The sequence below is a fragment of the Micromonospora terminaliae genome (genome assembly GCF_009671205.1).
Lineage (GTDB): Bacteria > Actinomycetota > Actinomycetes > Mycobacteriales > Micromonosporaceae > Micromonospora > Micromonospora terminaliae.
The window spans coordinates 3,425,096-3,446,316 of sequence record NZ_CP045309.1 but is presented as its reverse complement, the minus strand read 5'-3'; the positions used below and the strand labels follow the sequence as shown (position 1 = coordinate 3,446,316).

The 21,221-nt window shown below is 74.3% G+C and carries 20 protein-coding genes; 13 read left to right on the top strand and 7 right to left on the bottom strand.

What is annotated here, in order from left to right:
* Positions 1–3: 3 nt before the first annotated feature.
* From GCE86_RS15570 to GCE86_RS15560, 3 genes are all read right to left on the bottom strand, one after another.
* Complete coding sequence (locus GCE86_RS15570) at positions 4–1,305, bottom strand: PH domain-containing protein (RefSeq protein ID WP_154230520.1); 1,302 nt, start codon at positions 1,303–1,305, stop codon at positions 4–6.
* 407 nt (positions 1,306–1,712) lie between these two features.
* Positions 1,713–2,240 (bottom strand): PH domain-containing protein, encoded by a 528-nt coding sequence (locus tag GCE86_RS15565; protein WP_154227646.1) that lies wholly within the window; start codon positions 2,238–2,240, stop codon positions 1,713–1,715.
* A gap of 21 nt (positions 2,241–2,261) precedes the next feature.
* Positions 2,262–2,492, bottom strand: a complete 231-nt coding sequence (locus GCE86_RS15560) for a hypothetical protein (RefSeq protein ID WP_154227645.1) — start codon at positions 2,490–2,492, stop codon at positions 2,262–2,264.
* Positions 2,493–2,732: 240 nt separating this feature from the next.
* Here GCE86_RS15560 and GCE86_RS15555 point away from each other — a divergent pair, with 240 nt between their 5' ends.
* The 7 genes from GCE86_RS15555 (at position 2,733) to GCE86_RS15525 (ending at position 9,758) form a co-directional block, all read left to right on the top strand.
* The gene (locus GCE86_RS15555) at positions 2,733–3,839 is read left to right on the top strand and encodes an AAA family ATPase (RefSeq protein ID WP_154227644.1); all 1,107 of its coding nucleotides are present in this window, start codon (positions 2,733–2,735) and stop codon (positions 3,837–3,839) included.
* Positions 3,818–4,810: a DUF58 domain-containing protein gene (locus GCE86_RS15550; RefSeq protein WP_167537099.1), complete on the top strand. Its 993-nt coding sequence runs from the start codon at positions 3,818–3,820 to the stop codon at positions 4,808–4,810. The genes GCE86_RS15555 and GCE86_RS15550 overlap by 22 nt, the downstream gene beginning before the upstream one ends.
* Entirely contained in the window at positions 4,807–5,757 is a 951-nt protein-coding gene (locus tag GCE86_RS15545) for a VWA domain-containing protein (protein ID WP_154227642.1), read from the top strand. The genes GCE86_RS15550 and GCE86_RS15545 overlap by 4 nt, the downstream gene beginning before the upstream one ends.
* Before the next feature lie 595 nt (positions 5,758–6,352).
* Positions 6,353–7,057, top strand: coding sequence for a beta-ketoacyl-ACP reductase (fabG, locus tag GCE86_RS15540; protein ID WP_154227641.1), 705 nt, complete (start codon positions 6,353–6,355; stop codon positions 7,055–7,057).
* Between the two features lie 22 nt (positions 7,058–7,079).
* The gene (gene fabI, locus GCE86_RS15535) at positions 7,080–7,847 is read left to right on the top strand and encodes an enoyl-ACP reductase FabI (RefSeq protein WP_091320911.1); all 768 of its coding nucleotides are present in this window, start codon (positions 7,080–7,082) and stop codon (positions 7,845–7,847) included.
* 64 nt (positions 7,848–7,911) lie between these two features.
* Positions 7,912–8,943 carry a ferrochelatase gene (locus tag GCE86_RS15530; protein ID WP_154227640.1) on the top strand — a complete coding sequence of 344 codons (1,032 nt, stop codon included), beginning with the start codon at positions 7,912–7,914 and terminating at the stop codon, positions 8,941–8,943.
* Positions 8,892–9,758, top strand: coding sequence for an HAD-IIA family hydrolase (locus GCE86_RS15525; RefSeq protein ID WP_204342009.1), 867 nt, complete (start codon positions 8,892–8,894; stop codon positions 9,756–9,758). Before GCE86_RS15530 ends, GCE86_RS15525 begins: the two co-directional genes overlap by 52 nt.
* 10 nt (positions 9,759–9,768) lie before the next feature.
* Here GCE86_RS15525 and GCE86_RS15520 read toward each other — a convergent pair whose 3' ends face one another.
* Complete coding sequence (locus tag GCE86_RS15520; protein WP_154227638.1) at positions 9,769–10,563, bottom strand: hypothetical protein; 795 nt, start codon at positions 10,561–10,563, stop codon at positions 9,769–9,771.
* Positions 10,564–10,723: 160 nt separating this feature from the next.
* Between GCE86_RS15520 and GCE86_RS15515 the strand changes: the two genes are divergently transcribed.
* Positions 10,724–11,533, top strand: a complete 810-nt coding sequence (locus GCE86_RS15515; RefSeq protein WP_154227637.1) for a DUF3097 domain-containing protein — start codon at positions 10,724–10,726, stop codon at positions 11,531–11,533.
* A gap of 109 nt (positions 11,534–11,642) precedes the next feature.
* Here the strand turns inward: GCE86_RS15515 and GCE86_RS15510 are convergent, their stop codons facing one another.
* Entirely contained in the window at positions 11,643–12,956 is a 1,314-nt protein-coding gene (locus tag GCE86_RS15510) for a serine hydrolase domain-containing protein (protein WP_154227636.1), read from the bottom strand.
* A gap of 90 nt (positions 12,957–13,046) precedes the next feature.
* Here GCE86_RS15510 and GCE86_RS15505 point away from each other — a divergent pair, with 90 nt between their 5' ends.
* The 4 genes from GCE86_RS15505 (at position 13,047) to GCE86_RS15490 (ending at position 17,954) form a co-directional block, all read left to right on the top strand.
* On the top strand, positions 13,047–13,520 hold the full coding sequence (locus GCE86_RS15505; protein ID WP_154227635.1) for an NfeD family protein: 474 nt from the start codon (positions 13,047–13,049) through the stop codon (positions 13,518–13,520).
* A gap of 4 nt (positions 13,521–13,524) precedes the next feature.
* The gene (locus GCE86_RS15500; protein ID WP_154227634.1) at positions 13,525–14,631 is read left to right on the top strand and encodes an SPFH domain-containing protein; all 1,107 of its coding nucleotides are present in this window, start codon (positions 13,525–13,527) and stop codon (positions 14,629–14,631) included.
* A gap of 140 nt (positions 14,632–14,771) precedes the next feature.
* Positions 14,772–15,566 carry a hypothetical protein gene (locus GCE86_RS15495; protein WP_154227633.1) on the top strand — a complete coding sequence of 265 codons (795 nt, stop codon included), beginning with the start codon at positions 14,772–14,774 and terminating at the stop codon, positions 15,564–15,566.
* A 177-nt stretch (positions 15,567–15,743) separates the two neighbouring features.
* Positions 15,744–17,954: a transglycosylase domain-containing protein gene (locus GCE86_RS15490; protein WP_154227632.1), complete on the top strand. Its 2,211-nt coding sequence runs from the start codon at positions 15,744–15,746 to the stop codon at positions 17,952–17,954.
* Positions 17,955–18,028: 74 nt separating this feature from the next.
* On the opposite strand, the gene GCE86_RS15485 is transcribed toward GCE86_RS15490, so the two are convergent.
* On the bottom strand, positions 18,029–18,631 hold the full coding sequence (locus tag GCE86_RS15485) for a dTMP kinase (RefSeq protein WP_154227631.1): 603 nt from the start codon (positions 18,629–18,631) through the stop codon (positions 18,029–18,031).
* 132 nt (positions 18,632–18,763) lie between these two features.
* Here GCE86_RS15485 and GCE86_RS15480 point away from each other — a divergent pair, with 132 nt between their 5' ends.
* A complete protein-coding gene (locus tag GCE86_RS15480; protein ID WP_154227630.1) occupies positions 18,764–19,321 on the top strand; it encodes a dihydrofolate reductase family protein in 558 nt (185 codons plus the stop codon).
* Positions 19,322–19,325: 4 nt separating this feature from the next.
* On the opposite strand, the gene GCE86_RS15475 is transcribed toward GCE86_RS15480, so the two are convergent.
* On the bottom strand, positions 19,326–21,164 hold the full coding sequence (locus GCE86_RS15475) for a thiamine pyrophosphate-requiring protein (RefSeq protein ID WP_154227629.1): 1,839 nt from the start codon (positions 21,162–21,164) through the stop codon (positions 19,326–19,328).
* Between the last annotated feature and the right edge of the window lie 57 nt (positions 21,165–21,221).

Here is a 21,221-nt window from a genome sequence, read left to right as displayed (position 1 = left end):
GGCTCAGCCCGCGCGTCCCCGGTCGGTCCGGCGGGCGCCGTGCGCCCGTGCGGTCAGCTCCGCCGCCAGCTCCCACGCCTCGGCGAGATCCCGGTGCAGGGCCGCCGCGCCCGAGCCACCGGCGGTGTCCGCGTGCACGGTGGCGAGCCGCAGCCGTCGCTGCGCCGGGCCCTGGGTCACCCGCACGCTCTGGATCCGGGCGTACGGGACCAGCGTCAACCGGCGGGTCAGCAGCCCGGAGCGGGCCACGAAGACCTGCTCGTCGAGGCCGGCGCCGACCCTCGCCCGGCTCAGCGGGCGCAGCCAGCGGGCCCGTCGCGGCGGCAGCGTGGCGGGCAGCGCCGCCAGCCGGACGCCGGGAAGCACCTCCGCCACGACCAGCTCGCCGGTGTGCGCGTCCCCGACGGGCAGTAGCCGGTCCGGGCGGTTCCGGTCGTCCGGCTCGGCGCCCGAGTAGCCGGCCACCTCCAGCCGCAGCCGCAGCCAGCCCCTCATCCGCCAGAGCAGCGGCCAGGTCACGCCGACCGTCTGCACCCGGTGCAGCGGCACGGTCTGCACCCGGGTCTCCAGCAGCCCGTTGCGTACCCGCAGCGTGTCGCCGTCGCGGTCGAGCCGGAAGCTCCAGTCGTCGAGCACCCGGCGGACCGGTTGCAGCACCACGCCGGCCATGGCCGTCAGCGTGCTGGCCACCGCGATGAACGACCAGGACCCCTCGGAGACGAACTGCGCCACCACGAAGGCCAGGCCGAACGGGAGCAGGAACGCCTGCGGGGTGAGCAGCTGGCTGACCAGCAGGTCCCGGTTGCGAACGCCGTGCAGCAGGCGGCCCGGCGCCGGGGCGGGCGGGGCCGGCATCCCGGGGGCGGCGACGGGCGGTGCGGCCTCCGGGGCCCGGCCGGCCACGGCGAGCAGCCGCTGCCGCAGCGCGGTCGCCTCGGCCACGCTCAGGTACGCCAGCGGCGCCTCGGTCTTGCCCCCGCCGACGACCTCCAGCCGCAGCTCGGCCAGCCCGGTGAGCTGCGCGAGCAGCGGCCGGACCACCTCCACGGCCTGCAGGCGCTCCAGCGGGATGGCCCGGGTACGCCGCCAAAGCAGCCCCTCGTGCACCCGCAGCTCGCGCCCCACCACGTGGTAGCCGGTGTTCCACCAGCTGATCACCGACAGCACGGTGGCGCCCAGGACGAAGATCGCGACGAGCACGGCGAACCAGCCGAAGCCGACCCGCGACAGCGTCGACCAGGAGAGCCCGGCGATCACCACCACCAGCGACTTCGCGCCGTGCAGCGCCGGGCTCAGCGGATGCAGCCGCTGCCGCGGCTCCTCCCCGCTCGGCGGGGGCCCTCCCGGACCGCCCGCCCCGGCCGGCCACCAGGGGCCAGGTCCGGCGGGAGCGGGATGACCCGGCCCGGCCCAGGGCGGCGCGGGCGGGCCGTACCCGGGCGGCGGCGGATGGCCGTAACCAGGCGCGGCGGGGTGCCCGTAGCCGGACGGCGGCGGGGGCGGTCCGTATCCGGGCGGCGGCGCGGGTGGGCCGTACCCGGGCGGTGGTGCGGGTGGGCCGTACCCGGGCGGTGGCGCGGGTGGGTGGGCGTACCCCGATTGCGGTGGCCACGGCTGGCCGTTGCGGGGCGGCTCGGCGGCGGCGGGCGGCGGTGCGGCGGCGGGCTGGTGCGGCGGCGGGCCGCCGGGCTCCGGCTCGGCCGGGCCCTCGCTCACAGCCCCTCCGCCCGGTCCTCGCCGAGCGCGGTGAGCCGGTCCCGCAGCCGGGACGCCTCGGCCGGGCGCAGGCCCGGCACGCGGGCGTCGCTCGCCGCCGCGGCGGTGTGCAGCTGCACGGTGGCCAGGTCGAAGGCGCGTTCCAGCGGCCCGGCGCTCACGTCGACGAACTGCATCCGCGAGTACGGCACGATGGACAGCCGCCGCACCAGCAGGCCGTGCCGGACCAGCAGGTCGTCGGCGCGCTCGGCGTAGCCCCAGGCGCGCACCGCGCGGACGATGGTGACCGTCCGCCAGGCGGCCAGCAGCAGCGCCACGCCCAGAGCGGCGCCGAACAGCCAGTGGCCGGAGACCGCCCAGGCCACGCCGAGCGCCACCAGTGCCACGGCGAGACCGATGCCGAGGCGGATCAGCTCCACCCAGATCAGGTCGCGGGAGATCGGCTGCCACCGGACGGTGTCCGGCCAGGGCTCCAGGGGGCCGGTCGGTGCCGGCGGCCGGCCGGCGAGGTCGTCACCGTTCACCGGGTGGTCCGCTGCGCTCGCTCACGATTCGAGCGTAGGCGATCCCGGCACCGGTTCGACCTCGCGGAGGAAGCCGCGCGCGTCGAGGAAGTCGCCCAGCGACGCGCGGTGCGCGGGACAGGCCAGCCACGTCTTGCGCCGCTCGGGCGGGTGCAGGCGGGGATTGTTCCAGCGCAGCTCCCACACGGCGGGCGCGCGACACCCCCGCGCCGAGCAGATCAGCGCGTCGTCGGGGGGAGTGGGAGTGGTCACCGGGGCGAGTCTAGAGCCGCACGCCGGGAGCTTTAGCGCCGGGCGGCCACGGGGGGAGCCGCCCGGCGACGGGGTGAATCGTACACACGCCGGACCCCTTGTTGTCCACCCGTGTTCAGGGTTTTCCGTGCCGGGGGACGGCGCGGCGAAAATCGTCCGTCTCCCGCCCTCGGCTCTCAGCAAGGCATGACAGTCTTGATACGCACCACGCCGCGACGACGACCATGCTGTGGAGGACCGGTGGCCCAGCCGACCACGCCCGACGCCCCGATGCCGACCGAGGCCGCGCCGGACGCGCCGCCCCCGGCGACCACCACCCCGGCGCAGGACGCCACCCTGCTGGAGCGGGCGCTGTTCGAGATCAAGCGGGTGATCGTCGGCCAGGACCGGATGGTCGAGCGGATGTTCGTGGCGCTGCTCGCCCGGGGCCACTGCCTGCTGGAGGGTGTGCCCGGCGTCGCCAAGACCCTCGCCGTGGAGACCCTGGCCCGGGTGGTCGGCGGGTCGTTCGCCCGGGTGCAGTTCACGCCCGACCTGGTGCCGGCCGACATCATGGGCACCCGTATCTACCGGCAGTCCAGCGAGAAGTTCGACGTCGAGCTGGGGCCGGTTTTCGTCAACTTCCTGCTCGCCGACGAGATCAACCGGGCGCCGGCGAAGGTGCAGTCGGCCCTGCTCGAGGTCATGAGCGAGCGCCAGGTGTCGATCGGCGGCGAGACCCACCGGGTGCCCGACCCGTTCCTGGTCATGGCCACCCAGAACCCCATCGAGCAGGAAGGCGTCTACCCGCTGCCGGAGGCGCAGCGGGACCGGTTCCTCATGAAGATCGTGGTGGGCTACCCGACCGACGCCGAGGAGCGGGAGATCGTCTACCGGATGGGCGTCGCCCCGCCCGAGCCGGCCCGGGTGTTCGACACCCCCGACCTGATCGCGCTCCAGCAGAAGGCCGACCAGGTCTTCGTGCACAACGCGCTGGTCGACTACGCGGTCCGGCTGGTCCTCGCCACCCGGGCCCCCGCCGAGCACGGCATGCCGGACGTCGCGCAGCTCATCCAGTACGGCGCGAGTCCGCGCGCCTCGCTCGGCCTGGTCCGGGCCACCCGGGCGCTGGCCCTGCTGCGGGGCCGGGACTACGCCCTGCCGCAGGACGTGCAGGACATCGCCCCGGACATCCTGCGGCACCGGCTGGTGCTCAGCTACGACGCGCTCGCCGACGAGGTGCCGGCCGACCACATCGTGCACCGGGTGATGTCGACCATCCCGCTGCCGGCGGTCGCGCCGCGCCAGCAGGCCACGCCGCCGCCACCGGCCGTACCGCACGGCGGCTGGCCCGGGCAGCGGCCGTGACCCCACCAGCCCGGCTGCCGGCCAGTGGCGAGCGTTCCGGCGCCGTCCTCGCCCGGTTGCAGCTCATGGTCACCCGGAAGCTCGACGGGCTGCTCCAGGGCGACTACGCCGGGCTGCTGCCCGGCCCGGGCAGCGAGGCGGGGGAGTCGCGCGAGTACCGGCCCGGCGACGACGTGCGCCGGATGGACTGGCCGGTCACCGCCCGCACCACGATGCCGCACGTCCGCCGTACGGTGGCCGACCGGGAGCTGGAGACGTGGCTGGCGGTCGACCTCTCGGCGAGCCTGGACTTCGGCACCGGCCGGTGGCTCAAGCGGGACGTGGTGGTCGCCGCGGCGGCCGCCCTGGCCCACCTGACCGTCCGGGGCGGCAACCGGATCGGCGCGGTGGTCGGCACCGGCGCGCCCGTGCCGGCGGGGCGGTGGCGGGGCGGCGCGGCGCCCGCCGGCCCGGGGGCCCTGCACCGGCTGCCCGCCCGGGCCGGTCGCAAGGAGGCGCAGGGGTTGCTGCGGGCCATCGCCGGCACGGAGATCCGGCCCGGCCGCAGTGACCTGGGTGTCCTCGTCGACATGCTCAACCGCCCGCCGCGCCGGCGGGGCGTGGCCGTGGTGATCTCCGACTTCCTCGCGCCGCCGCAGCAGTGGGGCCGGCCGATCCGTAAGCTGCGGGTCCGGCACGACGTGCTGGCCGTCGAGGTGGTCGACCCACGCGAGCTGGAACTGCCCGACGTGGGGGTGCTGCCGGTGGTCGACCCGGAGACCGGGGAGCTGCACGAGGTGCAGACCGCCGACCCGCGCCTGCGCCGCCGGTACGCCGAGTCGGCGGCCGCCCAGCGCGCGGCGATCGCCGCCGAGCTGCGCAGCGCCGGCGCGGCCCACCTGCGACTGCGTACCGACCGAGACTGGCTGCTGGACATGGTGCGTTTCGTGGCCGCGCAACGGCACGCCCGCACCCGAGGGACGACTCGATGATCCGTTTTCTGCAACCGTGGTGGCTGCTGGCCGTGCTGCCGGTGCTCGCCCTGGCCGCCGCGTACGTCTGGCGGCAGCTGCACCGCCGGCACTACGCGATGCGGTTCACCAACGTGGACCTGCTGCGCACCCTGGCGCCGAAGGGGCTGGGCTGGCGGCGGCACGTGGCAGCCACCGCCTTCCTGCTCTGCCTGCTGGTGCTCGCCACCGGGCTGGCCCGTCCGGCGATCGACACCAAGGAGCCCCTCGAACGGGCGACCGTGATGCTCGCCATCGACGTGTCGCTGTCCATGCAGGCCGACGACGTGGCGCCCAACCGGCTGGAGGCGGCGCAGGAGGCGGCCAAGCAGTTCGTCGGCGAGCTGCCGGAGAGCTACAACCTCGGGCTGGTGTCGTTCGCCAAGTCGGCCAACGTGCTGGTGCCGCCCACCAAGGACCGGGGCGCCGTGACCACCGCCATCGACGGGCTGGTGCTGGCCGAGGCGACCGCGACCGGTGAGGCGGTCTTCACCTGCCTGGAGGCGATCCGCTCGGTGCCCGCGGACGGCGCCGCCGGCATCCCCCCGGCCCGGATCGTGCTGCTCTCCGACGGCTACCGCACCTCGGGCCGCTCGGTGGAGGAGGCGGCCGCGGCGGCGCAGGCGGCCAACGTCCCGGTCTCCACCATCGCGTTCGGCACCGACTCGGGTCAGGTGGACATCGGCGGCCAGCTCCAGCGGGTGCCGGTGGACCGGATGGCGCTGTCGCAGCTCGCGGAGACCACCCAGGGCTACTTCTACGAGGCCGCCTCGGTCAGCGAACTGAAGCAGGTCTACCAGGACATGGGCAGCTCGATCGGCTTCCGGACCGAGCCGCGGGAGATCACCCAGTGGTACGCGGGGATCGCGCTGCTCCTCGCGCTCTGCGCGGGGGCGACGAGCCTGCTCTGGTCGTCCCGCCTGATCTGAGGCGGGGCGGCCGGGGCCCGGCCGGTGGTGGTCAGTGACCGCCGCCGGCCAGGACGAAGAGGACGGCCACCCAGACGGCGGCGAGGGTGAAGCCCAGCGGGGCGACGTAACGGCTCATGGGACTGCTCCGTGGCGACGGCGGCCCGGGGCGGGGCGGACCGCGGGGGTGGATCGGGGCGTACGCACACGAAGTCGTGACCGGGGTGCTCCGCCGGCCGCGCGCGGCACGATCACCTCGGCGGGTGGCCGAGGAGAGCGGGGCGGTGCGGAGGGCGGGGAAGCGGGGTCAGCGCTGTCGGCTGAGTCGTGGCTCAGCGGGGCTGACGGTCGGCCCGGCCACGACTGGGAGGATCGCTATCTCGCACAGCGATCACCTCCTGCGGTCGACGGGGCTCGGCGGCGGGCGATCCACTGCCCGCAGACGTCGATCATCGTACACCCGGCGCACCCGCGGCACGCACTCGGCCGACCGGTCCACCGGCCCCGGCCGACCGGGCCGCGGAACCGGGCCCGACCTGGCACGGGTTAGCGCTTACCCCTCGGTAACCCCTAGGCTCGCCACCGATTGGGAGATCAGCTGAGCAGAGGGGGACCCGTGGCCCGTACCGTGCTGGTGACCGGCGGAAACCGGGGAATCGGCCTGGCCATCGCGCAGGCCTTCGCCAAGCAGGGCGACCGGGTGGCGGTGACCCACCGCAGCGGCGAGGCCCCGGCGGGCCTCTTCGGCGTGAAGTGTGACGTGACCGACGCCGAGTCGGTGGACGCCGCGTTCGCCGCCGTCGAGGCCGAGCTCGGCCCGGTCGAGGTGCTGGTGGCCAACGCCGGCATCACCGACGACACACTGCTCCTGCGGATGTCCGAGGAGCAGTTCACCCGGGTGCTCGACACCAACCTCACCGGCGCGTTCCGGGTCGCCAAGCGGGCCTCGACGAAGATGCTCCGCGCGAAGTGGGGCCGCATGATCTTCATCTCCTCGGTGGTCGGCCTCGCCGGTGGCGCCGGACAGGTCAACTACGCGGCCAGCAAGGCCGGCCTGGTCGGCGTGGCCCGGTCGATCACCCGCGAGCTGGGCAGCCGCAACATCACGGCGAACGTGGTGGCGCCCGGCTTCATCGACACCGACATGACCGCCGTGCTCCCCGAGGAGCGCAAGGCGGAGATCCGCAAGTCGATCCCGGCCGGCCGGATGGCCAGCCCCGACGAGGTCGCCGCGGCGGTCACCTGGCTCGCCTCGGACGCGGCCGCGTACGTCTCCGGCGCCGTCATCCCGGTCGACGGCGGCCTGGGCATGGGTCACTGAGAAAGTACGGAGGGAACTGCGAATGTCCGGACTCCTGGCCGGTAAGCGGCTGCTGGTCACCGGCGTCATCACCGACGCCTCGATCGCCTTCTCGGTGGCGAAGCTCGCCCAGGAGAACGGCGCCCAGGTCGTACTCACCGGCTACGGCCGGCTCTCCCTGGTCGAGCGGATCGCCAAGCGGCTGCCCGAGCCCGCGCCGGTGATCGAGCTGGACGTCACCAGCACCGAGCACCTGGCCGGCCTGGCCGACCGGGTGCGCGAGCACGTCGACGGCCTCGACGGGGTGGTGCACTCCATCGGCTTCGCCCCGCAGAGCTGCCTCGGCGGCGGCTTCCTCGACGCGCCCTGGGAGGACGTCGCGACCGCCCTCCAGGTCTCCACCTACTCGTACAAGTCCCTGGCCATGGCGGCGCTGCCACTGATGTCGGCGGGCGGCGCCGTGGTGGGCCTCACCTTCGACGCCACCAAGGCGTGGCCGGTCTACGACTGGATGGGCGTGGCCAAGGCCGGGCTGGAGTCCGCCTCCCGCTACCTGGCGCTGCACCTGGGCAAGCAGGGCATCCGCAGCAACCTGGTGGCCGCCGGGCCGCTGCGCACCATCGCCGCCAAGTCCATCCCCGGCTTCGACCAGTTCGAGGACGCCTGGACCGAGCGCGCCCCGCTGGGCTGGAACCTGACCGACCAGGAGCCGGCCGCCCGGGCCTGCCTGGCGCTGCTCTCCGACTGGTTCCCGGCGACCACCGGCGAGATCGTCCACGTCGACGGCGGCTACCACGCCATCGGCGCCTGAGACCCGGACCGCACGTCCCGGGGTAGCCGCCGGACCGTCCCGGCCGTCGGGGGAGAATGCCACCATGGCGTACGACGCGTTGGTGCTGGTCTCCTTCGGCGGCCCGGAGCGGCCCGAGGACGTGCTGCCCTTCCTGCAGAACGTGACCCGGGGGCGGAGCGTGCCGCCCGAGCGGCTCGCCGAGGTCGCCGAGCACTACCTGCACTTCGGCGGGGTGTCCCCGATCAACCAGCAGTGCCGGGACCTGCTGACGGCCATCCGGGCGGACTTCGCCGCGCACGGACTCGACCTGCCGGTCTACTGGGGCAACCGCAACTGGGACCCGATGCTCGCCGACACGGTGGCGCAGATGCGCGACGACGGCGTCCGGCGGGCCCTGGCCTTCGTCACCAGCGCCTACGGCGGCTACTCGTCCTGCCGGCAGTACCAGGAGGACATCGCCGCGGCCCGGGCCGCGGTCGGCCCGGACGCCCCGCTGATCGAGAAGCTGCGCCAGTTCTGGGACCACCCGGGCTTCGTCGAGCCGCACGCCGACGCGGTCCGGGCCGCGCTGGCGCAGCTCGACCCGGCCAAGCGGGAGAGCACCCGGCTGGTGTTCACCGCGCACTCGGTCCCGGTGTCGGCGGCGGCCACCGCCGGCCCGCACGGCGGCCGCTACACCGCCCAGCTCGCCGAGACCGCCCGGCTCGTGCACGCCGCCGCCGCGCCGGACCTGCCCTACGACCTGGTCTGGCAGAGCCGCTCCGGGCCGCCGCAGGTGCCGTGGCTGGAGCCGGACGTCAACGACCACCTGGCCACGCTGGCCGGCCAGGGCGTGACCGGCGTGGTGGTCAGCCCCATCGGGTTCGTCTCCGACCACCTGGAGGTGGTCTGGGACCTGGACACCGAGGCCCTCGACACGGCCAAGCAGCTCGGCCTCGACTTCGTCCGCGCCGGCACGCCGGGCACCGACCCCCGGTTCGTGGCGATGGTCCGCGAACTCGTGCTGGAACGGCACGCCCCGGACGGCGAGCGGTGGTTCCGCCGCCTCGGCGACCTGCCCACCTGGGACACCTGCCCGGCGCTGTGCTGCGTGCCCCCGGCCCGCCGGCCCTGAGCCGGACCACCTTCGACAACCCGTGGGGACGACACATGCATGACCGCAAGCCGGTGCAGAGCTGGCTCACCGACATGGACGGTGTGCTGGTGCACGAGGGCCAGCCGGTGCCGGGCGCGCCCGAGTTCGTGAAGAGGCTGCGCGCCTCCGGCAAGCCGTTCCTGGTGCTCACGAACAACTCGATCTACACGCCGCGCGACCTCCAGGCCCGGCTGGCCCGGATGGGGCTCGACGTGCCGGAGGAGGCGATCTGGTCCTCCGCGCTGGCCACCGCCCAGTTCCTGGCCGACCAGCGGCCGGGCGGCACCGCGTACGTCATCGGCGAGGCCGGGCTCACCACGGCACTGCACGCGGTGGGCTACGTGCTCAGCGACTTCGCCCCCGACTACGTGGTGCTGGGGGAGACCCGCACCTACAGCTTCGAGGCGATCACCAAGGCGATCCGGCTGATCAACGACGGCGCCCGGTTCATCTGCACCAACCCGGATGCCACCGGCCCGTCCGTGGAGGGCGCGCTGCCGGCCGCCGGCTCGGTGGCCGCGATGATCTCCAAGGCGACCGGCGTGGAGCCGTACTTCGTCGGCAAGCCGAACCCCATGATGATGCGCTCGGCGTTGAACACCATCGACGCGCACTCGGAGTCCACCGCCATGATCGGCGACCGGATGGACACCGACATCCTCTGTGGGCTGGAGGCCGGGCTGGAGACGATCCTGGTGCTCACCGGGATCAGCAGCCGGGCCGAGGCCGAGCGCTACCCCTTCCGGCCGTCCCGGATCGTCAACTCCGTGGCCGACCTGATCGACGAGGTCTGAGCCCTCGGGCTCAGGGGCGCAGCGGGGCGTTGCAGGCGGCCACGAGGGCCTGCCGGCAGGCGGTGGTCAACGGCCGCAGCGCCGCGTCCCGCTGCTGCGCCTCGAAGGTGTTCACCGCCCCGCCCGGGGCGCTCTCCCCGGCCAGGGCGAGCACCCGGTCCAGCACGGCCGCGCGGGCGAACAGCCGCCGCGACCGCGGGTCGAAGCCGGGCGGCAGGTCCGTCCCGCCGTCCGGGCGGCGCAGCGCGGCGAGCGCGCCGGCCAGCTCGGGGCGCCACTGGGCCACGTCCAGCCGGGTCAGCGCGGCGGTCGTCTCGGCCAGCGCGGCGGCCAGTTCGGCCTCCGCCTCGGCCGCGCCGGGCGCGGTCAGCGACGCCTTCGGCGCGTCGGTCGGCAGCGGGTAGACCCGCCAGAGCACCGTCTCCCAGGTCATCCCCGAGCCGGAGGTGTGCGTGCGGACCTCCGGGACGAACCCGAGCCCGCTGGCCACCACGGCCTCGCCGGCCAGCAGCGCCGCCCCCGCGAAGTCACCCGGACCGGGCAGCCCGCGCGGGTCGCCCGGTGCGGGCAGCACCAGGCGGATCTCGTCCGGGGAGAGCTTGGCCAGGCTGGGCAGCGCGTCCCGGAGGGACACGTCGGTCCAGGTGCCGGGGGCGTCGGCGACCAGGTGCTCCTCGTCGCCGGCGATCTCGTCGGCGACCTCGTCGAACGGCACCAGGCCGGCGCGCCAGGCGCGTACCCAGGCGACGAAGCGGCTCGACCGGCGCGGAGCCAGCGTGGCCGCGCCCGTTGCGGGGGAGGACATGCCGAAAGGGTACGTGCTCGCCGCCGTCGCTGTCTCGGCTGCCGCTCCGGCGGCGTGACCTGCCCCCAACTACCCCCTTCGCCCCTTTCTGTGCCGCCGGTGGGGCACCTGGTCGGCGCGTCGCCGGGCGACGCGCCGGGCCGGTGGCTAGCGTGATCACATGGCGGGGCGATACGACGGCGACGTGCTGGCGGGTGACTGGCGGCGGCGGAAGGTGATCCCGGAGGTCGACGCCGAGACCGACCTGGTGGTCGAGGACGCCGACTCCGGGTTCTGCGGCGCGGTCGTCGGTTTCGACTCCGGCGCCGTGGTCCTCGAGGACCGGCACGGCCGGCGGCGCAACTTCCCGCTGCTGCCCGCCGCGTTCCTCCTCGACGGCCGGCCGGTCACCCTGCGCCGCCCGGCCCGCGCCCCGGTGCCCGCCGCCCGCCGGCGCACCGCCTCCGGCTCGATCGCCGTCGACAACGTCCGGGCGCAGGTCGCCAAGGCCAGCCGGATCTGGGTCGAGGGCATCCACGACGCGGCGCTGGTCGAGCGGATCTGGGGCGACGACCTGCGGATCGAGGGCGTGGTGGTGGAACCCCTCGACGGCATCGACGACCTCGCCGCCGAGGTGCGCGCCTTCGACCCCGGCCCGGGGCGGCGGCTCGGTGTGCTCGTCGACCACCTGGTGCCCGGCTCGAAGGAGAGCCGGATCGTCGCGCAGGTCACCTCGCCGGACGTGCTGGTCACCGGGCACCCGTACGTCGACGTGTGGCAGGCTGTGAAGCCGCGGGCGCTGGGCATCCCGGCGTGGCCCGTGGTGCCGCCGGGGCGGCCCTGGAAGGAGGGCGTCTGCGCGGCGCTCGGGGTGGGTGAGCCGGCGGAGATGTGGCGGCACATTCTGTCCCGGGTGGACAGTTTCGCTGACGTGGAGACGCCGTTGATCAACGCGGTGGAGCGGTTGATCGATTTCGTGACCTTGCCTTGACTCGTGGTCGCGGTTCAGGCCCCGGCCCGTCGTGTGCCGGGTGCGTGGGTCGGTTCCTGCCGTCGGTGGGTGGGACCTTGCGTCGTCACGTTTGTCGCGGCGCCGGGTTTCAGGGTTCCTGGTCGGGGGTTCTCGTGAAGACGAAGGTGGCGATGTCCAGGGCCACCGGGTCGCCGCTCTCGTCGCGGATGACGGTGAGGAGCTCGCCGTCCTGGGAGCCGGACCGGCCGCGCCAGCGGTCGGGAGCCTCCGGGGTGAAGCGGAGCAGCGGGCGACCGACCGGGCCCCCCACCAGGTCGCCGGCCGGGTCGATGCGGAACTCGTACTCGTTGCCCATCCACCACCAGCGGCCGGTCAGCCCGGCCAGGTCGGCGGGCGGCGCCTCGGCCGGGCGCCACGGGGTGGGCGCGGCGGGCTCGGCGTCCAGCACCAGGGTGAGGATGTCGCGGGCCAGGCCCACGACGTGGTGCCCGGCGCGCAGCCCGTAGGAGTTGGCGAAGTCGACGACGGCGGTGCGGGTCGGGCGGTGGACGGCCAGGCCCGCGACGTACCCGGGCATCGAGCCGCCGTGGCCCACGTACACGCGGTCGCCCACCCGGTAGAGCTCCACGCCCAGGCCGTGGCCGCCGGTCCAGGCGTCCAGGTCGCTGATCACCACGGGCGCGCACATCTCGGTGAGCGTCGCCGGGGCGAGCACGTCGGGGGCCGGGTCGGCCAGGAAGGCGGCCCAGCGGGCCAGGTCCTCGACCGTCGACCAGAGCTGGCCCGCCGGCGCCATCGCCCCGGTGTCGGTGCGCGGCTCCTCCCGCAGCGTCTCGTGCCAGGGGTGCACCACGTAGCCGCGGGCGTAGGGCTCGGTCGGGTGGTAGGTGGTGCGGCGCATGGCCAGCGGTTCGAGCAGCCGCTCGCGGAGCAGGTCGGCCCAGGAGGTGCCGGTGATCCGCTCCAGCACCCCGCCGAGCAGCCCGTACGCCAGGTTGGAGTAGTGGTAGACGTGGTGCGGCGGGTGGGCGATCTTCGCCGGGGTGAGCCCGGCGAGCAGGGTCTCCAGGTCCGCGCCCGCGGCCCGTTCCCACCACTGCCCGTCCGGCTCCCGCTGGAGGCCGCCGGCGTGCCCGAGCAGCTGGCGCAGGGTGAGCGCGCCGACCGGGGTGCCGGGCAGGTGCTTGTCCAGCGGGTCGTCCAGGGCCAGCCGGCCGGCGTCGCGCTGCTGCAGCACCAGCACGGCGGTCATGGTCTTGCTGATCGAGCCGATCCGGTACTGGAGGTCCGCGTCGGGGCGCGGCTGCTCGCCGGCCAGGGCGACGTGCGCCAGGGCACCGTCCCGGACCACGCCGAGGGCGAGGGAGGGGCCGCGCCCCTCGGCCTGGGCCCGGGCGACCAGCAGGTCGACCTGTCGGGCGGTCTCGGGCAGCAGGGCCATGGCGTCCTCCTCGGCGGTGGTCGGCGCGGTGCCGAGCTTAGGTGATCATGTGGGTCGTTGTGGGGTGCGTCGGCGTGTCACGATCTAAGGGTGGACGCCGTGTTCTGGATCGTGCTGGGTGTGCTGCTGGCGGTCGCCGAGATCTTCACGACGACGCTCTTCCTGATCATGTTCGCGGCCGGCGCGTTCGCGGCCGCCGGTGCCGCCGCGCTCGGCGCGCCGGTCGCGCTCCAGGCGCTGGTCTTCGCGGTGGTCTCCGCGCTGTCGGTGGCCCTGGTCCGGCCGGTGATCAAGCGGCACGCGATGCCGGCGCTGGCCAGCGGCGACCAGCCGTTCGGCGTCGAGGCCATCGAGGGGTCGACGGCGGTGGTGCTGGAGCCGGTCGACGCCGAGCGGGGGCTCGTCAAGATCGACGGTGAACTGTGGACGGCCCGGTCGTACGACGCGACGCGCAGCTACGCGGCGGGCGAGCGGGTGCAGGTGATAAAGGTCCGGGGCGCGACCGCCCTGGTCTGGCAGGACGAGATCTCCACCCCGGGCGGGCTGCCCGAAGGGGAAAGGTGAAGATATGGAGTTTGCAGCGATCCTGTTGATCGCCGTCGCCGTGATCGTCGTGGTGACGCTGGTGAAGGCGGTGCGGATCGTGCCGCAGCAGCGCCAGGACGTGGTGGAGCGGCTGGGCAAGTACAAGCGGACGTTGAACCCGGGCCTCAACCTGCTGGTGCCGTACATCGACGCCGTGCGGACCAAGGTCGACATGCGGGAGCAGGTGGTCAGCTTCCCGCCGCAGCCGGTGATCACCTCGGACAACCTCGTCGTCTCGATCGACACGGTGCTCTACTTCAAGGTGGTCGACTCGGTCCGGGCCACCTACGAGATCTCCAACTTCCTCCAGGCCATCGAGCAGCTCACCGTCACCACCCTGCGCAACGTGATCGGCTCGCTGGACCTGGAGCGGGCGCTGACCAGCCGCGAGGAGATCAACCGGCACCTCTCCGGGGTGCTGGACGAGACCACCGGCCGGTGGGGCATCAAGGTGACCCGGGTCGAGATCAAGGCGATCGAGCCGCCGCCGAGCATCCGCGACTCGATGGAGAAGCAGATGCGCGCCGAGCGGGACCGCCGCGCGGCCATCCTCAACGCCGAGGGGCACAAGCAGTCGCAGATCCTCACGGCCGAGGGCGAGAAGCAGGCCGCCGTGCTGCGGGCCGACGGTGACCGGCAGGCCCGCATCCTCCAGGCGGAGGGCCAGGCCAAGGCGATCCGCACCGTCTTCGACGCGATCCACCAGGCCAACCCGAGCCAGAAGGTGCTCGCCTACCAGTACCTCCAGGCCCTGCCGCAGATCGCCAACGGCACCGCCAACAAGGTCTGGATCGTGCCGACCGAGCTGACCAAGGCCCTGGAGGGCATGGGCGGCGCCCTGGGCGGGCTGGCCAACATGGTCGGCGACGTGCCGTCGCCGGAGGCCAGCCAGAGCGCCGGCGAGGTCGAGCGGGAGGCCGCCGAGGCCGCGCACGCCGCCGCCACCGCGGCCCAGGAGATCCACGACGAGGTACGCGTCGCCGAGGCGCAGGCCACCGGCGGCAACACCCCGCAGGGGCTGCCGGCGCCCGAGCCGGTCTCCCCGCAGAGCCTGCTGAACGACCCGTCGGACCAGCGCGAACGGGGCTGATCGGCCCCTCGCCGACAAATCCGAGAATCACTCATACGGCGCCCCGGCGCCTGCCACCATCGGTCTGAGGACGGGTGGTGACCAGGGCCGGGGCGCCGTCGCGCGTTCCCCCGCCGCCCGCTGGCGGAGCGAGGTGACGCATGAAGGATCCGGCGAACCGGCTGTTCTCCAGGACCCCGGTCCCGGGCGCGCACGACCCGGCCGGGCCGCTCGGCACCCGGCGTACCGGGGGCGGGTTCGGGGTGCTGCCGTTCGTCTCCGAGCCCGGGCCGGCCGCCCCGGCCACCGACGCGAGCTGGGCCTGGTCGGTCCGCCGGTTCTCCCGGGCGGCGGTGTGGCTGCTGCCCGCGTACGCGGTCCTCTACGGCCTGGTGGCGATGGCCAGCGACGGCGGCGTGGGCAACGACCCCTACCCGGCCGACGGCCAGCCGGTCTACCTCGTCGGCTGGGTGGCCGCGGTCTGGCTCGGGCTGCTCGCCCTGCTGGCCCTCGCCGGCCTGCTCGCCGCCACGCGGTGCCGGCGGATCGCGCTCGTCGGGCTGCTGGCCAGCATCGGCGGCATGGTGCTCATGCTGCCCTTCGCCGGGCTGGCCGAGCAGGCGCCGGTCTTCGGCACCACGGCGCGCAGCATCGTCCTGGTCGGCGCCACCTTCTACAGCCTGGGCTGGTTCCTCACCGGGTGGTCGGTCGCCCGGTCCGGGATGTTCTCCTACGGCGACGGGATCATGCTGATGATCGCGGCCCCGCTGCTCGGCCTGGGCGGCGCGCTCATCGGCTCCCTGCAGACCTTCGGTGCGATCTTCGTGCTGGTCGCCGGCATCGGCATCGGCTACCGCTCCGGCCGCCTGGTCCCCGCGGTGATCGCGCAGGACGCGCTGGCCGCCAGCGTGACGGCCACCCCAGCCCCACCCGCCACCGGCCCCCGCCCCACGTGAGACCCCGCCGGGGTCGATCATGAGGTTGGCGGCATGCCAGGAGATCCACATCGCCGTCAACCTCATGATCGACGGGTGCCGGGGGAGCTCCGCCGGAACTGAGAGGTTGCCGTGAGGTAACTGACAGTTGCCTGGCGGGGTGGCCGAATCGCCGTATTCGCGGTAATCCTGGGGTGCATGCCGTCTCCCCGGTCGCCGCTGTCGCGGCTCTTCATCGTGCTCCTCGCCGGCGTGCTCGCCGGGCTCGTCCTCGCGCTCGCCGCGCTGCCCAGCGGCCTGCTCGGCGGGCTCGCGGCCAAGGCGGGCCTGAGCGCGTACGAGGAGCTGCCCGACGCGCTGCGCACCCCCGCGCAGCCGCAGCGCTCCTACCTCTACGCGAACGACGGCAAGACCCTGATCACCACGTTCTACGACGTCAACCGCACCGACGTCCCCCTCGCCGAGATCGCCCCGGTCATGCGGCAGGCGATCATCGCGGCCGAGGACCGCCGCTTCTACTCGCACGGCGGCGCCGACCTGCGCGGCATCGCCCGCGCCCTGGTCGCCAACGTCAAGGGCGGCGGCACCGAGCAGGGCGGCTCGACGCTGACCATGCAGTACGTCCGCAACGTGCTCAAGACCGACCCGACCCGCACCGCCGAGGAGCGGCAGGCCGCCACCGAGCAGACCGTCGGGCGCAAGCTCCAGGAGATCCGGTACGCGAACGCGCTGGAGCAGACGCTCAGCAAGGACGAGATCCTCAACCGCTACCTCAACATCGCGTACTTCGGCTCCGGCGCGTACGGCGTCGCCGCGGCCGGCCAGCGTTACTTCGGCAAGGCGCCGGCCGACCTGACCCTGGGCGAGGCGGCGCTGCTCGCCGGGCTGGTCCAGTCGCCCGACGAGTACAGCCCGATCGACGGCGACAAGGAGCAGGCGCTCGCCCGCCGGGGGTACGTGCTCGACTCGATGGCCGAGACCGGCGCGATCACCGCCCAGCAGGCCGCCGCCGCCAAGGCCGAGCCGCTCACCCTGCACCCGACCGCCCAGCCCAACGGCTGCACCGCGGTCGCCCAGGGCCACGACGACTGGGGCTTCTTCTGCGACTACCTGCGCCAGTGGTGGCTCGCCCAGCCGGCCTTCGGCAACACCGTCAAGGAGCGCGAGCAGGCGCTGCGCCGCGGCGGCTACCGCGTGGTCACCACGCTCGACCCGAAGATCCAGCAGACCGCCCAGAAGCAGGCCACGGCCGTCTACGGCTACGGCAACAAGCGGGCCCTGCCGATCGCCGCCGTCGAGCCGGGCACCGGCCGCGTGCTCGCCATGGCGGTCAACCGGCACTACAGCCTCGCCGACAACCCGGCCGGGCAGGCCAACCACCCGAACACCGTGAACCCGCTGATCTCCGGCGGCGCCAGCGTCGACGGGTACCAGGCCGGCTCGACGTTCAAGATGTTCACCATGCTCGCCGCGCTCGAGGCCGGCAAGCCGCTCGCCACCGGCTTCGACGCCCCGGCCAAGCTGCCCACCCGCTACGGCTCCGATGCCGAGGGCAACTGCGACGGCAAGTGGTGCCCGGCCAACGCCAACCCGGAGTGGATGGACGGCTACCGGATGATGTGGGACGGCTTCGGCCGCTCCGTGAACACCTACTTCGTCTGGCTGGCCGAGCAGGTCGGCGAGGACAAGGTGGTGGAGATGGCGCAGCGGCTCGGCATCACCTTCCGGGCCGACTCCGACGCCGCCTTCGCGAAGGACGACGCGGAGAACTGGGGGGCGTTCACCCTGGGCGTCGCCGCCACCACCCCGCTCGACCTGGCCAACGCCTACGCGACCGTGGCCGCCGAGGGGACGTACTGCACGCCGCTGCCGGTGGTCTCGGTGACCGCGGCCAACGGCGGGAAGGTCGACGTCGGCCAGCCCTCCTGCAAGCGGGTGCTCGACGCCGACGTGGCCCGGGCGGCCACCGACGCGGCCCGCTGCCCGGTCGGCCAGCAGTCGGCGTACGGGCAGTGCAACGGCGGCACCGCCACCTCCGTCAACCGGATCGTCGACCGCCCGGTGGCCGGCAAGACCGGTAGCTCCGAGCAGAACGCCACCGAGACCTTCGTGGGGTTCACCCCGCAGGTGGCCGTGGCCGGCATCGCCGCCAACCCCGACGACGCGACCGACCTGGTCGGCTCGGCCGTGCAGGCCCGGGTGATCGACGCGGTCGCCAAGGTGATCAGGACGGCGGTGGACGGCAAGCCGGTGAAGGACTTCACGGCGCCCAGCCGCGAACTGGCCGGCGACCCGCAGCGCCCGCAGCCGCGCCCCACCCCCACCCCGCAGCCGGACCGGCGCCAGCAGAACCGGGACAACCTCCCCTCGGACCTGCTCCGCTGGCTCCAGGGCCGCGGCCGCGGCTGACCCCGATCCGCGGTGTCACCCCGCCAACCCGGGGGTGACAGGGTGACACCGCGGCTGACCCCGGCCGGGCGGTGTCACCCCGCGATGAGGGGTGACACCGCGCGGTCCAGGGCGGCGGCCACCTCGTCGGGGTCGGCGTTGCCGTCGAGCACCACGAACGTGGGGAACTCGGGCAGCGCGCGGTAGGCCGTGTCCAGCGCCCGGAGGTGGGCCAGCTCCTCGGTGTCGATGCCCCGGGCCGCCACCCGCCGCTGCGCCACCTCCGGCGCGGTGGCCAGGAAGCAGACCACGGCGGGACGCGGGAAGACCGCGTACGCGGCCCGGACCGCCCGCCGCCCCCGGTCGCCGCGGGCGGCCATGATCACGTCCTGGCACCAGGTCCACCGGTCCAGCACCGCCGTGCGCCCGGTCAGCCGCGCCACCAGCACGGTGCGGGCCATCGCCAGCGCGCGCACGGTCGCCTCCAGCGCCGGATAGAGGGTACGGCCGAACAGCGCCACCCCGTCCGGCCGGCCGAGTGCCCGGGCCAGCCGGTTCCACAGCGGCCGGCCACCGGCGTTCTCGAAGTACGTCGCCGGGACGCCCCGGGCCGTCAGCCGGCGGGCGAGCGCCCGGGCCTGGGTGCTCTTGCCGGAGCCGTCGACACCGATCACGGCGATCATCACGGGGCGGGCCACGAGACCGGACGGTAGCCGCCCCGGGCAAATCTCCCGGAGAAAAAGTCCGCGCCGGCTGTCGGATCCGGTCGGCCGGCTCCGACCCACCGGTGAGCGCGCCCGCCGGGGGCGCCGCCGGAAGCGGAGGACACCATGCGCAAGCTCGTCTACTGGGTGCACCAGTCGGTCGACGGCTTCATCGAGGGGCCGAACGGGGAGTTCGACTGGGCGGAAATGGGGCCGGAGCTGTCCGCGTACTCCATCGAGCTGACCGACCGGGCCGACGCCTTCCTCTACGGCCGCAAGGTGTGGGGGTTGATGTCCTGGTACTGGCCGCGCGCGGAGCAGATGTCCCAGGACCAGCACGACCTGGAGTTCGCTCCGATCTGGGCCCGCACCCCGAAGATCGTCATCTCCCGCACGCTGGAGAGCGCCGAGTACGGCGCCCGGGTGATCGGCCGAGACCTGGCCGCCGAGGTCGCCGAGCTGAAGGCGCAGCCGGGCAGGGACCTGCTGCTCACGGGCGGCTCCGGCGCAGCGGCGGCGCTGACCGAGCTGGGGCTGATCGACGAGTACCAGGTGGTGGTGCACCCCGTGGTGCTGGGCGGCGGCACGCCGGTCTTTCCCGGCAAGGACCGCCTCGACCTGCGGCTGACCGGGACCCGGGGCTTCGACGGCCGGTCGGTGCTGCTGAGCTACGAGCGGGCGTGACGCCTCACCGGCCGCGGCGGCGGGGCCGGTACGTGGCGAGGACCGAGGGCAGCCCGCGCCGGAGGATCTCCGTGCGGTCGCTGTCGCCGCGCAGCACGGCGGCGGCCGTCTTGCGGGCCTGCTCGGCGGTGAAGTGCGGCGGCAGCATGAGCTCCGCCGGGTCGACGACCGCGTTCACCACCACCGGCCGGTCCGCCGTGAGCACCCGCCGCCACAGGTCGGGCACCTGGTCGGGGGAGTCGACCCGCACGCCGTCGAGGCCCAGCACCTCGGCCCACCTGTCGTACGCCACGTCCGGCAGGTCCTGGCTCGCCGGGAACATCGGCGTCCCCTCGCCGGAACGCTGCTCCCAGCTCACGAAGGACAGGTCGCGGTTGTTGAGCACCAGCACCACGAACCGCGGGTCCGCCCACTCCCGCCAGTACTTCGCAACGGTGATCAGCTCGTTGACCCCGTTCATCTGCATGGCGCCGTCGCCGATCAGGGCGACCAGCGGGCGGTCCGGGTGGGCGAACTTCGCGGCGAGGGCGTACGGCATGGCCCCGCCCATCGAGAGCAGGGTGCCGGAGAGGCTGGCCAGCATGCCGGGACGGACCCGGATGTGCCGGGCGTACCAGGCGGTGGCCGTGCCGCAGTCCACCGCCAGCATGGCGTCGTCCGGCAGGGCGTCGTCGAGGGTGGCGAAGAGGAGTTGGGGGTTCACCGGGTCGGCCGCCTGCTCGGCCACCTCGCGCTGGGACTGCCGCCACTTCCCGGTGGCGTCGGCCAGGGTGGCTCGCCAGGCGGTCGGCACCGGCCCGGTGCCCAGCTCGCGCAGCAGCGCCCGCAGGGTCGGCGCGGCGTCACCGGTCAGGTTCACCTCGGTCGGGTAGCGCAGCCCCATCCGGCTGCCGTCCAGGTCGATCTGCACGGCCCTCGCCCGGCCCTGCGGCGGGTAGAACTCCGAGTACGGCATGTTGCTGCCCACGATCAGCAGCCGGTCGCACTCCTGCATGAGCTGCCAGCTCGGGCGGCTGCCCAGCAGGCCGATGGCGCCGGTCACCCACGGCTCGCGGTGGTCGACGGCGGCGAAGCCGAGCAGGGCGGTGGCCACCCCGGCCCCGAGCCGGTCGGCCACCCGGCGGACCTCGTCCTCCGCGCCCAGCGCGCCCTGCCCGACCAGCATGGCGACCTTCTCGCCGCCGCGCAGCACCTCGGCCGCCCGGCGCACCTCCTCCTCCGGCGGCACGGTCGGCATGCTGCTCGGTACCGCGCTGGTGTGGTAGTAGCCGTGCGCGTGCGGCGGCTCCGGCACCGCCGGCTCGTCCTGCACGTCGGAGGGGAGGACCAGGGCGGTGACCGTACGCCGGGCCAGGGCGGTGCGGCAGGCCCGGTCGACCAGGTGCCGCGCCTGCGAGGGGTCGTCGAGCTGGGCCAGGAAGGCCGACGCCACGTCCTTGTAGAGGGCGAGCAGGTCCACCTCCTGGTAGTAGCCGCCGCCCTCGGCAGGCAGCGCCGTGTGCCCGAGCAGGGCCACCACCGGCTGGTGGTCGAGCTTCGCGTCGTACAGGCCGTTGAGCACGTGGATGGCGCCCGGTCCGCTGGTCACCACGACGCAGCCGAGCGGGCCGCCGCCGTACTTGACGTGGGCGCTGGCCGCGAAGCCGGCCGTCTCCTCGTGCCGGACCTGGATGAACTGGGCGCGGCCGGCGGTGCGCTGGAGCGCGGACGTCATGCCGTTGATGCCGTCGCCGGGGTAGCCGTAGTAGCGGTGCACACCCCACTCGGCCAGCCGGGCCACGATGTAGTCGGCCACCGTGGCGTCCCGGGGCAGCCGTCCGTCGCCGGTGGGGTCCGCGCTCATCGTGGTGATCCCTTCGTCGCTGTCCGCTTTCCCGGGCTCCGTTCCCCGCCCGGGGCG